Raw genomic sequence first — 16,190 nt, 5'->3', positions numbered from 1 at the left:
ACCGCGCGAGGGGTGTGACCGTGTCCGACATAGCCGTTGACTACGAGCTGCTCAACGATGTCGCACAGAAGTCCGGCAAGCTGAAGGACGAGGTCAAGCAGGCCCGCGAGAGCAAGCAGGAGTACTCGGTCGACGAGGTCGGCTCCCGGGTGGCCGTCGCGGCGATCCGCAAGTACTACTCGACGTGGAAGGGCTCCTTCAAACGCTCGGAAGAGAAGCTGGAGAAGCTGAAGAACCTCTACGACGGCGTCGCGAAGAAGTGGGCCGACTGGGATTTCGACCTGGCCAACAAGGCGGCCAAGCAGAGCGCCCAGATCTCCTCCGACCTGTGGAAGGCCCGCAACGAGGAGTGGAACGCCTGGCACGAGGCGGTCGAGAAGGCCAAGAAGGAACACCCGGACCTCGACCCGAAGCTGCTGCCGAAGGAGCCCCAGAAGCCCGGTGAGCGTCCCCACGAGTGGACCACCGACGACGGGCACGGCAACAAGACCACGACGACGTACGAGTACGGGGCGGACGGCGAGCCGACGAAGGTCACCACGACCATGGAGACCAAGACCGGCCTGAAGGCGACCGACACCACGAACTACCACGACGACGGCACGTACGACTCGAAGTCGACGGACGTCTTCGGCAACGTCACGAACACCACCGGCACGTCCACGAAGACCGAGACGCCGGAGCACAAGACCACCACGGACGACTTCAACAGCAAGACGAAGGACACCGAGGGCAAAGAGAGCACCACGACCGGTACCACCACCTCGGTCACCGACCAGAAGACCGGTCACCGTGACACCAAGACCACCTACACCACCGTCGGTCCCGACGAGGACGGCAACGAGCAGACGGTGAAAGGTACGACCCACTCCTCCGTCGAACTCAACGGCCACGAGGTGACCACCACCATCGAGGTCAACGAGGACGGCAGCGGCACCAAGACCGTGGTGACCGACGGCAAGACGGAGGAGTGGACGAGCGACGACGCCGAAGGGGACACCGGCTGGAAGCCGAAGAAGTCCGACGACTGACGGCCCGTCCCCCGGCCCGCCGCGCCCCGGACCCCGTCCGGATCTCCACCCATCACACCGATTCAGGGAGCCAGCACCATGCCCGCAGGCAACATCAACATCGACTACAACGAGATCCAGCGCGTCTCCGGCGTGATGAACCAGGCCGTCAACGACATCAACCCGCTGCTGCTGAGCACCAAGACCTCCGTCGAGGGCCTGCTGGACAACGGCATGTTCATGCAGCAGAGCAGCCCGGCGCTGAAGGAGTCGTACACCAACCTCACCGCGTCGCTGCAGAAGGCCGTGGAGAGCATCAACTCCTTCGCCAACCAGTTCAACCAGATCAAGAACAACATCGAGAAGATGGACGCGGACATCGCGGCCGGCACCAAGAAGGCCGGCTGACCTTCCGCACCACACGGCGGTGCCCCGCCGCCGGACCTCTCGTCCGGTGGCGGGGCACCGTCGTATCTGCCTTACGGCCGGTCAGCCGGCGTCTCCCTCGCGCAGCACCGTCTCCGGCACCAGCACCGACACCAGCGCGCCGCTGACCGGGTCGACGGTCAGGCCGCGGCCCGGCGTCGGACGGCCGCGCAGCAGGTCGTACGGCACCCGTACGCCGAGGATGTCGCCCTCGCTCGGCGACTGCGGCGACAGCAGCACGCCCTTGCGCACCCGCCGTACGAGGCCGAGCCAGCCGATGCCCACCGAGGTCAGCGTCTCGGCGGTGGCGGCGGCGACCAGGCCGATGCCGCGGTCCCGTCCGGTGGTGGCGACCTCGCGCAGCGCCGCGTCGGCCGCGGGCAGCTGGGCGAGCAGGTCGGCGTCGTCGACCAGGACCACGGCGGGCCCCGGTTCGGCGTTGAGCGCCGCGGTCACCTCGTCGGCCAGCGGGTCCGGGTCCTGGATGACCACGGCGCGCGGGTGCCGGGCCAGGCCCCGCAGCGGCGATTCGCGCGGCGTGAGCGCGACCACCCGGGTGCCGCCGGCCAGCAGGGACACCGCGAGCGTGGTGAGCGCGGTGGACCGGCCGCTGCCGGGCGGGCCGCTGACGAGGAAGGACGGCGCGTCGGCCGCGAAGTCAACGCCGATGGGGCCCAGTTCGTCGCCGCCGACACCGAGCAGGCCCCACAGGGGGCGCCGGTCGGCCGCCGGGACCTTCTCGTACGCGTCGGTGAAGGACACTTGGCGCGGCAGGCTCAGCACGCGTGCGGGGCGGCGCGCGGCGGGCACGTCCCGGTCGCGCTGTTCGGCCCGCTCACCGATCCGCTTGAGCGCCTCGGCCTGGTCACGGCCGGTGACCGGAGCACCCTCTTCCCGCAGGGCCTGCTCGCCGAGCAGGGCCACCTGTACCTCGGTGGCGCTGCCCCCTCGCCAGCCGCGGCCCTGCGGGACGACGGCCGGCACCTGCTTCGGCGGGATGCCCGCCAGGCTGTACTCGTTGCGGTCGGTCAGCCGCAGCAGCAGCCGCTCGTCGTTGAGCGAGGCGACCTTGCCGGTCATCAGCGCGCGTTCGGACGTGGCGATGACGTGCAGGCCCATCGGCGCGCCCTCGCGGATCAGCGAGGTCAGCTCCTGGACCGGACGGCCGCCGTCGTGGTCGCCGAGCAGGGCGGCCAGCGAGTCCCAGCCGTCGATCAGGACGACCACGTGGGCGGGGCGTTCGGCGGGCGGCAGGAAGGCGCGCAGCTCGGTCAGGTTGGCCGCACCGTGCGAGGTGAGCAGTTCCTGGCGGGCGCTCATCTCGGCGGTCAGGCGGGACAGCAGCCGGCCGAGCCGTTCCAGGTCGGCGCGCGGTACCACGGCGCCGCAGTGCGGCAGCGCGGACAGCGGCGACAGCGCGCCGCCGGCCGCGTCGATGCCGTACAGGTGCACGTCAGCGCTGGAGTGCCGACGGGCCAGCGCACCGCCGATGGTGCGCAGGACCTGGGAACGGCCGGAGCGCGGGGTGCCCAGGACGTACAGGTGCCCGAAGCGGGTGAGGTCCAGCTCCAGGGGCTCCTGGCGCTGGGCGCCCGGCAGGTCGGACAGGCCCCAGACGACCGGCGCGAGACGCCCGTCGGCCGGGTCGGGCCGGTCGGGGAGTTCGGCCAGGCTGACGGCGTGCGGCAGGGCGGGCAGCCAGGGGCTGGGCTGCCGCTCGATCTCCAGCTCGGCGGCGGCCTGCTGGACCGCGTCGACCAGAGCCGTCAGGTCGGTCGGCGCGTCGCGGTCGTCCATCGCCTCCTGGATGGCGTCGAAGAGGTCCCCGGTCTCCTCGGCGGGTTCGGCGGCCGTACGGCCCAGCAGCGACCAGGAGAGTTCGCTGGTCCACACGTCGGCGTCGGACTGCGCCCCCTTCGTCGCGCCCTGCTCCGTGTCCCCGGCGTCCGGGGGCGTGGCCTGCGCGGCGTCGCGTACGGCGCCGACGAAGGCGGTCTGGAACGGGAGCACCGAACGGTGCCCGATCCGGGCCAGGGCACGGCCCGGGGTGTCGCTGGAGATGCTGACCGCGTCGTTGACCTCCAGGACGTCCTGGCTGTCGAGGGCGTCGGTGACGCGCAGCGAGATCCGCAGGTTGGTGTTGGCGCGGATGTCGGCGGTGACCACACCGGCCGGACGCTGGGTGGCGAGCAGCAGGTGCAGGCCCAGCGAACGGCCGCGCTGGGCGATGCCGACCAGGCCGGGTACGAACTCGGGTACGTCGCGGGCCAGGGTGGCGAACTCGTCGATGATGAGCAGCAGCCTCGGCAGCGGCGCCATCGCGGGGTCACGGCGGCGCATCGCCCGGTATTCGGTGTGGTCCTTGGCGCCCGCGTCGGCCAGGAGGCGTTCGCGGCGGGTCAGTTCGGCGGTCAGCGAGGTCAGGGCCCGCTCGACGAGGTGGCTGTCCAGGTCGGTGACCATGCCCAGCACGTGCGGCAGCCGCTCGCAGCCCGCGAAGGCGCTGCCGCCCTTGTAGTCGACGAGGACGAACGTCATCTCGTCCGGCCGGTTGACCGCCGCGAGGGAGGCCACCAGCGTCTGCAGCAGTTCGGACTTGCCGGCGCCGGTGGTGCCCGCGATCAGGCCGTGCGGCCCGTCCTTGACCAGGTCGAAGGTGACCGGGCCGGTGTAACCGGCGCCGAGCAGCACACCGGTGGAGGCCGGGCGCTTGGTCCAGCGGGCGGCCAGTTCGGCGGCCTGCGGCGGCTCCAGGCCGAGCAGGTCCAGCAGCTTGACGCGGTCCGGCAGGCCGTCGGAGCCGTCCGGGGTGACGTCGCGTACGGCGGCCAGGGCGCGGGCGATCCGCTCGCACCAGCCGGTGTCCACGAGGTCGGGCCGGATGCCGGTGAGGTCGGCGCTGCCGGTACGGCGCAGCGTCACCTCGCGGGCGCCGACCGTGCAGACGGTGACGCACTCCTCGGGGAGCATCCGCTCCTCCTGGTCGAGGCAGATCAGGAAGACCCGTACGGACGGGCCCTCCTTGAGCACCTGCACCACGCCGGGCACGTCACGCAGCCGCCGCGCGCCGTCCAGGACGACGACGAGGTCGGGCTCGGCGAGCAGGGCCCCGCCCATCGCGGACTCCCGCGAACGGGCCCGGGAGCGGATCGCGGAGACCAGTTCGGAGACCCGGTTGGCGACCGTCTCCGGGTCGTTGCCGACGGTCACGGTCGGCCCGCCGGTGGGCGGCGCGGCGACGCCGCCCTCGCCGGGGCGGGCGTGCGGCAGCCAGCGCACCCACTCCCAGGCGGGCGCGCCCGCCGCGTCGGTGAGCACGGTGATCCGTACGTCGCGGGGGCTGTGCAGGATCGCGGCCTGCGCCACCGTCCAGCGGGCCAGCGCGCGGGCCGCGTCCGTCTCGCCCGAGATGCCGACGACGCCGTCGCCGCACAGGTCCACGCCGATCGGCATGTCGGGGATCTGCCAGTTCACCGAGCGGTGGTTGTCCTCGCGGGAACTGTCCTCGATCGTCAGCAGCGACGACTGGCGTACGGTGCCGACGCGCAGCAGCAGATGGTCGGGGTGGCCGCGGCGGCGCTCCCACAGCCGGGCGCCGGGGCCGACGGCCCACATGCCGGCGGCGGCCGGGTCGGGCCCGGCGGCGACCCGCAGGCCGCGCTCGCGCTCGACCATGCCCTTGACGTCCTGCTCCAGCGAGGCGCGCCGGGACCGGTAGTTGGCGACCGAGGTGAGGAAGTCGCGCCAGCCGCTGCGCTTGGAGCTGATCCAGTTGCCGATGGCGAGGACCGGACTGAAGAACGCGAACATCAGGTAGAAGTACGAGTTCAGGAAGACGACCATGCCGATGCCCATGAACATCGGCGCGATCACCACCAGCAGCGGGATGGTGCGCCGGGGCGGCGGTGCGGGCGGCGAGGGCAGCGTGAACCGCTCCGGCACCAGCGGCGGGACGATCCGCGGCGGCCGGTTGAAGTCCAGGTGGGCGCCGTCCTCGGAGGCCGTCACCGCGGCGTCCGCCTCCGTGGGCTCGGCGATCCGCAGCAGGAACTCGCCCAGCCGCAGCTCGCCGCCGAGCGGCCACTCCACCCAGCCCTCGGGGACCGGCAGGTGGGTGTCGGCGTACGGGTCGGGCAGTTCGGGCGGCGGCGGGGGCGGCAGCGGGGTCGCGTCGGCGCGGGGCCGGGCGGGCGGCGGCTCGGGAACCGACAGCGCCACGTCGGTGCGGTGGCCGGACGCGGGCCTGCCGCCGTCCGCCGCCGTACCGCCGGCGGACTTGCGGGCGGCCGGGCCGGCGTCCAGCAGCACCGTGCCGTCCGGCCGGACGGTGATCCGGATGCCCGCACCGGGCACGTCGCGGCCCTGGAGGCGTACCGAACTGCCCGCCGCCGGGCCGATGGTGTGCGTACCGAGATCCAGCGGCCAGACCCGCCCGGCGCCACGGCCGCCGATCAGCTGGAGTTCCACGCGCGGCGCGCGCGGCAGCCGCTCGCCGTCGGCGGAGCGGGACGGGGGCGGCAGCTCGGTGCGGTCGGGGCCGTAACCGCCGTCCGGCTCGGGCGGTACGGGACCGCCGAGGCCGAGCGTGGCGCCGTCGCGGATGCCGGTGGCGGACACCGGCAGGTCCGCGGGGAGTTCACGGTCGCCGAGGAAGAGGGCGGGCGGCGTCTCGCCGGTGGCGTGCGCACCGGCGAAGCGGGCGGCCAGGGCGCCGACCGTGGTCGTGCCCGGGGTGTGCAGGACCAGGTCGCGCCGCTCGGGGGCGGGCTGCGGTGAGCCGGGCCGGGCCGGCGCGGCCGGAGCGAGGGTGACGAAGAGTCTCACGGGGTACGAGGAGTCCGTTCCTGAGGATCGCCGGGGGCGGTGGGGTCGGAGTCGGCGTCGGAGGTGCCGCGGGTGCCGGAGGCGGCGGACACCCCGGCCAGGCCGGGCGGCGCGGCGGCGGCCCGGGGGACGGCCAGGTCCGGTTCCGCGAAGTCCGGTTCGGCGAAGTCGGCACCGGGCCGGCTACCGGGTCCGGCATCGGCAGGGGAGCCGGTTTCCGACGGGGTGGGCGCCGCGGCGGGACGCCGGGTGGGCGCGGGCTCCGGCGTCACGGCTTCGGACGCGGCCGCCGGAGCGGGCACGCCCGGCTCGGGCTCGGCGAAGTCGGCGTCGAAAGCGGCGGTTTCGCGGGGCGCTTCGGCCTGGTGGGCGGGGTTGCCGGCGGGGTGGGCGGGTGCGGGGGCCGCGGGGGGATGGGCGGCCGAGGTGGGGGCCGGGTTGAAGGTCGGAGCGGGCGCTGGGGCCGGTCCCGGCGGGATGGGGGCCGCAGGGCGTTCCCGTACCGGCTCGGCGGGGGCCGGAGTGGGCACCGGGACCGGAGCGGTCTTGTGCAGGTCCGGCTTCGCCGGGGCCGGTCCGGGTGCGTACCCGGCCGGGCCGCCGGAACCGGGGCCGGACTCCGGCACCATGCCCGTCCCCATGCCCGTCCCCACACCGGCGCCCGGCAGGACGCAGTGCGGCGCGGGCTGCCTGCGCCGTACCGCGCGGGCCACGATCGGGCCGAGCGCGGGCGACTCCACGTCCACCCGCGGCCCGGGGCCGAGCAGCCGCCCGTCCGGTTCGGCGTGCAGGACCCAGCAGGCGCCCGGCAGCCGGCCGCCGACGAGCGCGCGGGCACGTCCCCGTACGCACAGGTCGGCCAGCCGCGCCGCCTGGTCGGCCGTGGGTGCCCAGCAGACGACCACCGGGACCGCCGTCTCGTCCACGGCCTCCGGCCCGTACCCGGTCTCCGCCCAGCGGTCCGCGGCCAGCTCCGCGAGGATGTCGTCCAGCGGACGGCCGGGGAAGCGCGGGTGCACGCCGGGTGCCACCAGGACCGGCGGCCCGTCCGGCATCCGGTCCACCTGGGCGGCCAGCGCCTGGAGCGCGCTGCGGGACACCTGCGGGTCGCCCTCGACGCCCAGCGCCGCGGGGCCGCGCAGCCAGTCGACGAGCACCACGCCCGTCGTCCTGCGGTCCACGCCGAGGACGAGCGGCATGCGTACGGCGCGTCCGTGCGCCGCCGACGATCCCCGTACCGCGTCGGCGGGCGCCGACCAGGTCCACTCCCCCGGCTCGTGCGCCGCGTCGATCCAGGGCACGACCGGTCCGCCGGCGCCGGCCGGGTCGCGGCCGGCGACGACGACGTGTACCCGGTCCCGGGTCTGGGCCAGCTGGACGGTCGGCGCGTAGCAGCCGTCGCCCGCGTCCGCGTCCGCGCGGTCGAGCGCCGCGCGGGAGACGTCGTACGCGGCCGGGTCGGCGAAGTACGCGGCCAGGATCCGGGCGCAGCGCCGGTGCCGCAGGTAGGCGCGGAGCGGCGCGGTGAACGCCCGCGCCGTCATCCGTACCTCCCAGGCGATCCGGCGGCAGGTACGGCGCAGGCCGCCCTGTTTGCGGACGGTCCGGGCGAGGAGCCAGATCAGCAGGATCAGGACGACGAGGAAGCCGATGAGGATCAGCCAGGAGGTGCGGTCCGGCATACCGAGGGCCAGCGGTACCGGGGACTGCGCCGGTACCACCGCGGCCGCCGTCCCCGGCGGCACCGTACGGCCCGGGCCGCTCATCCGCGGTCCCGGGCGTCGGGCGCGGCGGCCCGCCGCAGGTGGTGCATCGCATGGTGCAGCCGGGACTTCACCGTGCCGGGCGGTATGCCCAGCGCGTGCGCCGTATCGGGTCCGGAACAGCCGAGCAGGTATGTGTACACCAGAACCTCTCGATGGGGGCGGGACAGTTGGGCGAGCAACTCGACGACATGCGTCCGTTCCACCACGCGGGCGACCTCGTCCGCCGGGCCGGCCGTCTCCGGCGGCAGCCCGGTCGGCACCGCCGGCCGGGAGCTGTCGCGCCGGCTCCAGTCGATCACGACGTTGCGGGCGACCCTGAACAGCCACGGCAGGCCGGGCTCCCAGCCGGCCTCGCGCCGGGCGTCCCGTACGCGAGAGATGTCGCTTTCCAGCCAGGCACGCAGCAGCGTCTCCTGGACGACGTCCTCCGCCCGCTGCGGGTCGGCGGGCAACAAGCCGGTGACGTACCGTAACAGCGGCTGACGGTACGTCAGTACGAGAGCGGTGATGCGCTCCTCGGTACGCGGCCGGGCGGGAGACGACAAGGAGACCGGCGCGGGGCGTTCCGGCGCGGCGGCGGGGCCCCGGGCCGGTATCGCCGGTTCGGTCATCGCTGTGCTGCCTCAGGGGATTTCGGGTCGCCGGTGCGCGGGCCGACCGGGGTGGGTGGTTGCTACTACCACGGACCACACCCTAATCAGCCGCCGCCGACCGCGGCAAAGCGCCCCGGACGCCGGCCGGCACACTCCACCGCAGCCGGCACCCTCCGGGGTGGTACAAGACTGAACATCAAGTGCTAAACCCGACAGGCGATGCGTTGTCCGGGTCGTCCGGATGGCGTCCGGATGGCGGTCATTTGTCGCCCGCCCGATGGGGATCCGGTCGGCGCCCGGTCAGATCCAGCCCTCCAGCGACTTCATGAAGCCGTCGAAGTCGTCCCGGTGGATGGTGTGCCCGGCACCCTCGACCGTACGGACCTCGAAGCCGCGCGCCGCCACCCGCTCCTTGTCCGCCTCCGTGAACAGAAAGCCCTCCCCGGCCACCTGCACAAGGGAAGGGACCACCGGCCGCTCCGGTATGCGCTCCTTGAGGCTCCGGCCGGAGAGGGCGAGCGCGGTGTCGGAGTCCCACGCCTCGATCGTGGCCACCTCGATCTCGACGTCGGCCTCCGCCCAGCGCGGGTTGAAGCCCCGGATCATCTGGTGGGTGGCGCGCTTGAACTCGACGAACAGCGCGGGGTCCATCGGGCGCTCGGCGTTGCCGAGGGTCCAGGCCGGGTCCGAGTAGACGGCGCGCCGCGGGCGCAGCCGCTCGGCCGCCAGCGACAGCGCCATCGCGCCGAGCGAGTGCCCGAGCGCCAGTTCCGGCTCCGCGGGCAGGGTCTCCACCAGGTCGTCGGCGAAGATCCCGTCGCCGTACGGGCCGCGCGGGCTGGCGCCGTGGCCGCGCAGGTCGACGGCGATCACGCGGTAGCCGCGGTCGGCCAGTGCGGGGCCCACCCGGCGCCAGGTCCGGTGGTCGGACATGATGCCGTGCACCAGCACCGCGACCCGCTCACCGGTACCCCACTCATGGGTGTGCAGCTGCATGGCATCGCCTTCCTGTCACGTTCCGTCGCACGCCGCGGTCGAGCGGCGCGCCGGACCCTATTCTCACCGCATGGACACACCACCCTTCGTCCCCGCCGACTTCGCCGTCCCCGGCGAACTCGTCACCGACCGGTTCCGGCTGGAGCCCCTCGGCCCCGGCCACAACCTCGCCGACCACACCGCCTGGACCTCCAGCGTCACGCACATCCGGGCGACCCCCGGCTTCGCCGGCCGCGGCTGGCCGCCCGAGACCGGTATGACACCCGAGGAGAACCTCGGCGACCTGCGGCGGCACGCCCGGGACTTCGAACGGCGTACCGGCTTCACGTACTCCGTCATCGGGATACCGGACGGCAAGGTGATCGGGTGCGTGTACATCTATCCGGTACGGGACGGGCACGGCGGGGGCGGCGGGGGCGGTTCGAAGCCAGGCAAGGGCCCGAAGGAAACCCCGGACGCGGAGGTCCGCTCCTGGGTGCGGGCCGACCGTGCCGAGCTGGACCGGCCCCTGTACGAGGCGGTGCGCGACTGGCTGGCCGCGGACTGGCCGTTCGGGTCGGTCGCCTACGCGGTCCGCCGCCCGTGACCGAACGCCGGTGACTCACCCCGTACCCCGGCCCTTGAGTCACCCGCCCCGTACCGCCCGGCTCACTGCCAGTCGGCCTCCGGCGTGGCCGCTGCCAGGGCACGCGCCGCGCCCGTACGGACCGGTGTGCCATGCGGTACGCACAGCGTGTCCACGCCGGGCAGCGCGGCCAGCCGCCGGAAGGAGGCGATGGCCTCGGCCCGGTCGACGTTGAAGGGACCGAGGATGACCCGGCCGTCCGCCCCCGTGGCTATGAGGTCGCCGGTGAACAGCACACCGGCGGCGGGCAGATGGAGGGCGGTGCTGCCCGGCGTGTGACCGGGGACATGCAGCACGTGGGCGGGCTCGGGCCAGTCGTCGAGGACGTCGCCGTCGTGGAGTTCGACGTCCACCCGCACGTGCTTCAGCGGCGGCGTGCCCGCCTCCGCCAGGCCCGCCAGAACCTGTTCGATCACGGGCTTCTCGGAGGAGGTGAGCACCGGCGGCGGCTCGGGCGCGGTACCGCTGATGTACGGGGCGTCCGCCGCACCCGCCAGGACGCGGGCGCCGGTGGCGGCCACCAGGTCGGCGGCCGAACCCGTGTGGTCGACGTGGCAATGCGTCAGCACGATCTGCCGCAGCGCGTCCGGCGTCCCGGCGAGCCGGGTCACGGCCTCCAGGATCGCCGGAGCCGAACCCGGCACACCGGTGTCGACAGCCGCGAACCCGCCGTCGGACAGCCGTACGAGATAGACATGGCCCACCGGGAACGGCAGTTGCCAGACACCGGGGACGATCGGGGCGGGGCCTTCGGGAGCACGGTCGGCTGCGCGAGATTCGGGAGAAGCGGTCATGTACCGGACGCTAACGGTCGGCCGCCGCGTAGCCACCCGCTTTGCGCCCAGGGCGGATTGAGCGGACGGCGAACCGCACGCCGGCTCCTGCGCCTTTCCGCGTCTCCCCCTGTTCGTCCGTTCCTGCCGCCCATACTCCTCTTGCTATCCCCGCTCCCCCTGTTGTCCCTGTTCCTGGAAGACCGGCAGCGCGAAGACCCGCTCCTTGGCCGGCTCGTCCATGATCTCCACCAGCGGCAGCACCGTGTCCCACAGATCCTGCTTCTCGACCTCCAGCACCATCGCGTCCAGCTCCGCGTCCGGCAGCGCCCCCGCCGTGTCCGCCACGACCTTGCGTGACTCCGGCGGCAACGCCCCCACCAGCGGCAGGAACTCCGCCCACAGCCCGGTCGCGACGACCGCCCGGACGACCGCGCCGAGCACCTGGGCGTCACGCAGCGACGGCAGGGCGGCCACCGCACGCCGGTCCTCCTCGGACAGCAGGGCCACCAGCGGCAGCAGCGACTCCCACAGCCCCTGCTCGTGCGCGGTACGGACAAGACCGTCCAGCCGTACCGGATCCTGGCGGGCGGCAAGGGCGGCCACCCGGGCACGCCGCTCCGGCCCGGCCAGCCCGGCCACGGCCAGCGCCTCGGGCCACAGGCCGTCCCCGGCGGCCGCCACCACCGAGGCCAGCCGCTCCTCCCCCATCAGTTCCAGGATGGCGTCGAGGCGTTCGGGCAGGTCGATGAAGAACCCGACGCGCAGCACCACCCGGTCGTCGATGAGCTGGAGGATCCGCCCCAGGGTCCGGTCGCGCAGATGGCCGACGAAGCGTCCCATCGTCAGGTGGTCGCCGCGTTCGACGAGGGCGACGGCAATGCGGACCACAAGGTCCTCGTCCAGCCGGTCGACGATACCGGCGATCCGGCGGGGGTCCAGATGGCCGCAGGACTCGGCGGTGAAGGCGACCGGCAGCTTCCCGATGATGTCCGCGGCGCGGCCGGGGTCCAGCCGCCCGGCCACGGAGGCGGCCAGCCGCGGCCCGAGCGCCTTCTGTGAGATCGCGGCGGCGACACCGGCCGGTACGAGTTTGGTCGCGGCGGCGATGCGGTCGAGCATGTCCGGTACGTCGTCGAAGAGCGCGTCAACGGTACGGGCACGGAGCTGCCGTACGTCCTCGGCGGGCAGCCCGTGCAGGAAGTCCAGCTGTTCCGGCAGGACGTCGAGCAGCTGGGCGATCTTCTGCGCCTCGGCGCGGTTGCTGAGCGTGTCCATGGGAGTCACCGTCCGGTCGGCGGAATCAGCGAGATGAGCGTGATGAGCGGAGTCAGGGGAGCTGCGGCGTCAGCAGAACTGGGGCATCAGCGGAGCCAGGGCGAAAGCCGGACCCAGCGCTGAAGCGAGAGCCAGAGCCAACGTCAACGTCAACGTCAACGTCAACGTCAACGGAAGAGGATGCGGCGGACGGGCCCTCGGGCGAGGGCCGGCACCAGCTTCAGGGCCTCTTCGGCCGCGTCGTTGAGCCCCGCGGCACGGCTCTCCTTACGAGCGCGCAACGCGCGTGTCAGTACAGCGAGTTCTTCGGGCGCGGCGGCGGCGAAGCCGGGCGGCGCGGAGGCGCCGAGCGCTTCGGTCAGCGCGCGGAGCCCCTCGGGGTCCCCGCCCGTGCCGGTCCGTGCGTCTGTACGTGAACCTGTACCCACCAGTCCTCCCGGGGTGCGGCTACGACGGCTGCCCAGCAGCGTCGTTCCCGGCTGACTTTTAGTCAATAGCGCGGACACGACGGGCCGCGCCGCCCCCCGGAACGTCGCTCCCGTCGAGCGCGCCCCACGTCCTAAGCTCGTCCGTATGAGCCCTTCCATTGCCACCAACACCCGCGTGGACCTCGACGGCCTGCTGGAGTTCGTACGCCCTCGGCACCGCGCGATCCTGCTCACCCGGCGCTCCGACGGCACGCCGCAGGCGTCGCCGCTGACCTGCGGCGTGGACGACTCCGGGCGCCTGATGATGTCGACGTACCCGGAGCGCGCCAAGGTACGCAACGCCCGCCGGGCGCCTTCGGTGAGCGTGCTCGTGCTGTCCGACGACTGGAACGGCCCCTGGGTGCAGGTCGACGGCGAGGCGGAGGTTCTGGACGCACCGGACTCGGTCGAGCCGCTCGTCGAGTACTACCGCAACATCGCGGGCGAGCACCCGGACTGGCACGAGTACCGTGCCGCGATGATCACGCAGGGCAAGTCCCTGATCCGGGTGACGCCGCTGCGCTGGGGCCCGATTGCCAAGGGCGGTTTCCCGGCCCGCCTCGTCGAGGAGGACGACCAGAGCGAGGAGAGGGACTGAGCCCCGCCCCCTCGCCTCAGACCGCCCCCGACCACTTTCGCCGCCCCGGTCACTACCGCCCCCCCCAACCTCAACGCGTCCTGTACGCACCCCCATTGACGTTCAGCACCTGGCCCGTGATGTGCCGCGCCCCCTCGGAGGCCAGGAAGGCGACCGCCGCCGCGATGTCCCCTGGCCGCCCCGCCCGACCCGTGGCGGTGGCGTCCACCAGCCAGGCGCGCCGCCCGTCGGAGAGCCGGTCCCGGAAGAACTCGGTGTCCTCGATGTAGCCGGGTGAGACGACGTTGGCGGTGACGCCGCGCGGACCGAGCGCGTTCGCCAGGTCGAGGTTCCACGTGGCGAGTCCGGCCTTGGCCGCGCCGTACGCACCGGAGCCCGCGCCCTGGTCGGCGGCGATCGAGCCGATGTGCACGACGGCGCCGCCCTGGGCGAGCCGGTCCTCCACGGCCTTTGTGGTGAGGGCCGCGGTGAGCAGGTTGGCATCGAGGTTGGCGCGGAAGGCCCGTGCGTACGAGGCGAGGTCGGCACCCGGCTCGTCGTCCAGGTCGGTGTTGCCGCCGGCGTTGTTGACCAGCACGTCGATCCGTTCGGGCAGCTCGCCCAGGAGGCGGGTCAGCGCGGCGGGGTCGGTGTGGTCGCAGACGACCGCGCGGGCGCCGGTCTCCTCGGCGGCTTTCTCCAGGGGTGCGGGGCGGCGGCCGGTGATGGTGACCGCGTCGCCCTGCCCGGCGAAGTGGCGCGCGACGGCCAGGCCGATGCCGGTGGCGCCGCCGGTGACGAGGATGGTGCGTGACATAGGCTGACTCCTGACGTCATCATTCAGACCTAAATTCATACCTGAATTCAGACCTCGACGCGGGCCCGGTGCAGACCTCCACACAGGGCCGGCACCGACCTCGATACAGGTCTGAATTTAGGCCTACATTTAGACCTCAACGTAACACCCGCAGGAGAACCCATGGCAAGCGCGGACGCCCCGTACCCGGTCCAAGAGATCGCCGACGCCTGGGAACGCGAGCGCCCCGGCACCCCCGTTCTGTCCATCCCGATCGTCACGCCCCTCTGGCAGCTGGCCAAGCTGCTGGGCGACGACCGCCGACGGGTGCTTGCCGGCGCCGGGGTGGACTCCGCCACCCTCGACCTGCTGAGCGTGCTGCGCCGCGCGGGCGCCCCGTACACCCTCAGCACCCGCGAACTGGCGGCCCGCTCGATGGTGACGGCCGGCGCGATCTCGCAGCGCGTCGCCCGCGCCGAACGCGAGGGCCTGGTCGTGCGCCGCCCGGGCGAGGGCCGCCCCCGCACGGTATGGGTGGAGCTGACCCCGGCCGGTCACACGCTCGTCGAGGAAACCGTGGACCAGGTGCTGCACCGGGAGGCGGAGCTGGTCTGCGGCCTGAAGCCGGACCAGCAGGAGCAGCTCGCGGGCCTGCTCAAGCTGCTGCTCCAGGACGTACAGACCCGGCTGGGCGACCACCGGATCACACACGTGGGCGGATAACCCCCACCCCCGCCCCGCCCCCTTAATCGCCCCTTCCCTTAATAGCCCGTCCCCCCGATCGACCGCTCCCCCGATCGGACACCCGTCGACCACCCACCATGACCACTTATGCGACTTCCGCGACGTTATCTACGCCATTGACGCGGAATCCCTGATGCTGAATGCTCCTGCGGCGGGAATGGTGCTCGCTCGACGCCATGCCCCTTCTCCACGCCCTGTCGGCGATCACCATCAGAAAGGCAAAAGAACACCTTGCGCCATCGAATACGCCCCCTGGGTTCCGGTCAGCAGCGTTTCTCCGCCGCGGCGCTTCTCACCGCAGCCCTGTCCTCGCTCATCGCCACCGCGACACCGGCGGCGGCGACGCCGACCGCTCCGTCGGCGGACCGTCCGACGTCTCCGCAGGTCTCCTGTACGTCCGACGACGACGGAAGCGCCGGCCGGCTGGCGAAAGATCTCGGCCAGGTGTTGAAATCGCACGCTTCGGACGGCCACATGTCGTTCGCGCTGTACGACCGTAAGAGCAATACGAAGTGCGCGTATGACGCGAGCCGTCAGTACGATTCGGCGAGTGTCGTCAAAGTCACGATACTGGGCGCGCTTTTGCGCCAGGCCCAGGACGAGCAGCGTCAGCTGACGGCGGCCGAGAAAAACCTCGCAGCCAAAATGATCACAGAATCGGACAATGCCGCCACCACCTCACTGTGGAAGCGGATCGGCGTAACGCGCATAAACAACTTCCTCCGGCTCGCCGGGATGCACGACACCGTTCCGGACACGGAGGGGTACTGGGGGCTGACCCAGATCAACGCCGCCGATCAGCTCACCCTGCTGAGGACCCTCACCTCCGAGAACTCCGTACTGGGCGGCGCCGCCCGCGCCTATGCCCTGGATCTCATGAGCCGGGTGATTCCCGAGCAGCGCTGGGGAGCCCCCGCCGGCGCTCCGGCAGGGGTGAAGGTGCACGTCAAGAATGGGTGGCTGCAGCGGACCGGTGGCGGCTGGCGGGTGCACAGCCTCGGCGCGTTCACCGGTGGGGGGCATGACTACGCGCTCGCCGTCCTGACCGCGGACCATCCGACCATGTCCGCCGGTGTCGGTGCGATCGAGGACCTCGCCCGCACCGTGCACAAGGACCTCGGCAAGGCGGCGGGTCCGTCCCAAGGAGTGCGCGCCAGGGCCGCCCTCCCGGACACGTCGGACGGCTCGCTGGTCCCCGAACCGGCTTCCGCAGCCGGCCGGTGATCCTGCACGCATGAGTCGCGGCGCCTGCCCTCCGGTCGGGGAGGGAGGCAGGCGCCGCGGGTGTTCCGCACGTCGTTGTACGGGACATCTG

At 72.9% G+C, this 16,190-nt stretch carries 14 protein-coding genes; 6 read left to right on the top strand and 8 right to left on the bottom strand.

The window, feature by feature from the left end:
- Window positions 1–20: 20 nt before the first annotated feature.
- Together ACZ53K_RS02960 and ACZ53K_RS02955 are read left to right on the top strand one after the other, a co-directional pair.
- The gene (locus ACZ53K_RS02960) at window positions 21–1,031 is read left to right on the top strand and encodes a hypothetical protein (protein WP_468831284.1); all 1,011 of its coding nucleotides are present in this window, start codon (window positions 21–23) and stop codon (window positions 1,029–1,031) included.
- 78 nt (window positions 1,032–1,109) lie between these two features.
- On the top strand, window positions 1,110–1,418 hold the full coding sequence (locus tag ACZ53K_RS02955) for a hypothetical protein (protein WP_030020961.1): 309 nt from the start codon (window positions 1,110–1,112) through the stop codon (window positions 1,416–1,418).
- A gap of 81 nt (window positions 1,419–1,499) precedes the next feature.
- Here ACZ53K_RS02955 and ACZ53K_RS02950 read toward each other — a convergent pair whose 3' ends face one another.
- From ACZ53K_RS02950 to ACZ53K_RS02935, 4 genes are all read right to left on the bottom strand, one after another.
- Complete coding sequence (locus ACZ53K_RS02950; RefSeq protein ID WP_468831281.1) at window positions 1,500–6,260, bottom strand: FtsK/SpoIIIE domain-containing protein; 4,761 nt, start codon at window positions 6,258–6,260, stop codon at window positions 1,500–1,502.
- Window positions 6,257–8,026: a hypothetical protein gene (locus ACZ53K_RS02945; RefSeq protein ID WP_468831278.1), complete on the bottom strand. Its 1,770-nt coding sequence runs from the start codon at window positions 8,024–8,026 to the stop codon at window positions 6,257–6,259. Before ACZ53K_RS02945 ends, ACZ53K_RS02950 begins: the two co-directional genes overlap by 4 nt.
- Entirely contained in the window at window positions 8,023–8,637 is a 615-nt protein-coding gene (locus ACZ53K_RS02940; RefSeq protein WP_468831275.1) for a sigma-70 family RNA polymerase sigma factor, read from the bottom strand. Before ACZ53K_RS02940 ends, ACZ53K_RS02945 begins: the two co-directional genes overlap by 4 nt.
- A 282-nt stretch (window positions 8,638–8,919) precedes the next feature.
- A complete protein-coding gene (locus ACZ53K_RS02935) occupies window positions 8,920–9,615 on the bottom strand; it encodes an alpha/beta fold hydrolase (protein ID WP_468831272.1) in 696 nt (231 codons plus the stop codon).
- Window positions 9,616–9,685: 70 nt separating this feature from the next.
- Between ACZ53K_RS02935 and ACZ53K_RS02930 the strand changes: the two genes are divergently transcribed.
- On the top strand, window positions 9,686–10,201 hold the full coding sequence (locus tag ACZ53K_RS02930; RefSeq protein WP_468831269.1) for a GNAT family N-acetyltransferase: 516 nt from the start codon (window positions 9,686–9,688) through the stop codon (window positions 10,199–10,201).
- A gap of 62 nt (window positions 10,202–10,263) precedes the next feature.
- Here ACZ53K_RS02930 and ACZ53K_RS02925 read toward each other — a convergent pair whose 3' ends face one another.
- The 3 genes from ACZ53K_RS02925 to ACZ53K_RS02915 all read right to left on the bottom strand — a co-directional run bounded on the left by ACZ53K_RS02925 (window position 10,264) and on the right by ACZ53K_RS02915 (window position 12,719).
- Window positions 10,264–11,034 carry an MBL fold metallo-hydrolase gene (locus tag ACZ53K_RS02925; protein ID WP_468831266.1) on the bottom strand — a complete coding sequence of 257 codons (771 nt, stop codon included), beginning with the start codon at window positions 11,032–11,034 and terminating at the stop codon, window positions 10,264–10,266.
- A 144-nt stretch (window positions 11,035–11,178) separates the two neighbouring features.
- Entirely contained in the window at window positions 11,179–12,291 is a 1,113-nt protein-coding gene (locus ACZ53K_RS02920) for a hypothetical protein (protein ID WP_468831263.1), read from the bottom strand.
- Window positions 12,292–12,458: 167 nt separating this feature from the next.
- Window positions 12,459–12,719: a hypothetical protein gene (locus ACZ53K_RS02915; RefSeq protein ID WP_468831260.1), complete on the bottom strand. Its 261-nt coding sequence runs from the start codon at window positions 12,717–12,719 to the stop codon at window positions 12,459–12,461.
- Window positions 12,720–12,864: 145 nt separating this feature from the next.
- On the opposite strand from ACZ53K_RS02915, the gene ACZ53K_RS02910 reads away from it, so the two are divergent.
- The gene (locus tag ACZ53K_RS02910; RefSeq protein ID WP_468831257.1) at window positions 12,865–13,356 is read left to right on the top strand and encodes a PPOX class F420-dependent oxidoreductase; all 492 of its coding nucleotides are present in this window, start codon (window positions 12,865–12,867) and stop codon (window positions 13,354–13,356) included.
- A gap of 70 nt (window positions 13,357–13,426) precedes the next feature.
- On the opposite strand, the gene ACZ53K_RS02905 is transcribed toward ACZ53K_RS02910, so the two are convergent.
- On the bottom strand, window positions 13,427–14,152 hold the full coding sequence (locus ACZ53K_RS02905; protein ID WP_468831254.1) for an SDR family NAD(P)-dependent oxidoreductase: 726 nt from the start codon (window positions 14,150–14,152) through the stop codon (window positions 13,427–13,429).
- A 162-nt stretch (window positions 14,153–14,314) separates the two neighbouring features.
- Between ACZ53K_RS02905 and ACZ53K_RS02900 the strand changes: the two genes are divergently transcribed.
- Window positions 14,315–14,854 carry a MarR family winged helix-turn-helix transcriptional regulator gene (locus ACZ53K_RS02900; RefSeq protein WP_468831252.1) on the top strand — a complete coding sequence of 180 codons (540 nt, stop codon included), beginning with the start codon at window positions 14,315–14,317 and terminating at the stop codon, window positions 14,852–14,854.
- 252 nt (window positions 14,855–15,106) lie between these two features.
- The gene (locus ACZ53K_RS02895; RefSeq protein ID WP_468831249.1) at window positions 15,107–16,099 is read left to right on the top strand and encodes a serine hydrolase; all 993 of its coding nucleotides are present in this window, start codon (window positions 15,107–15,109) and stop codon (window positions 16,097–16,099) included.
- The last annotated feature ends 91 nt before the right edge of the window (window positions 16,100–16,190 follow it).

This window comes from Streptomyces sp. NPDC033221 (assembly GCF_055577005.1).
The sequence above is the reverse complement of the archived record's forward strand: the minus strand, read 5'-3'. Positions and strand labels throughout refer to the sequence as shown.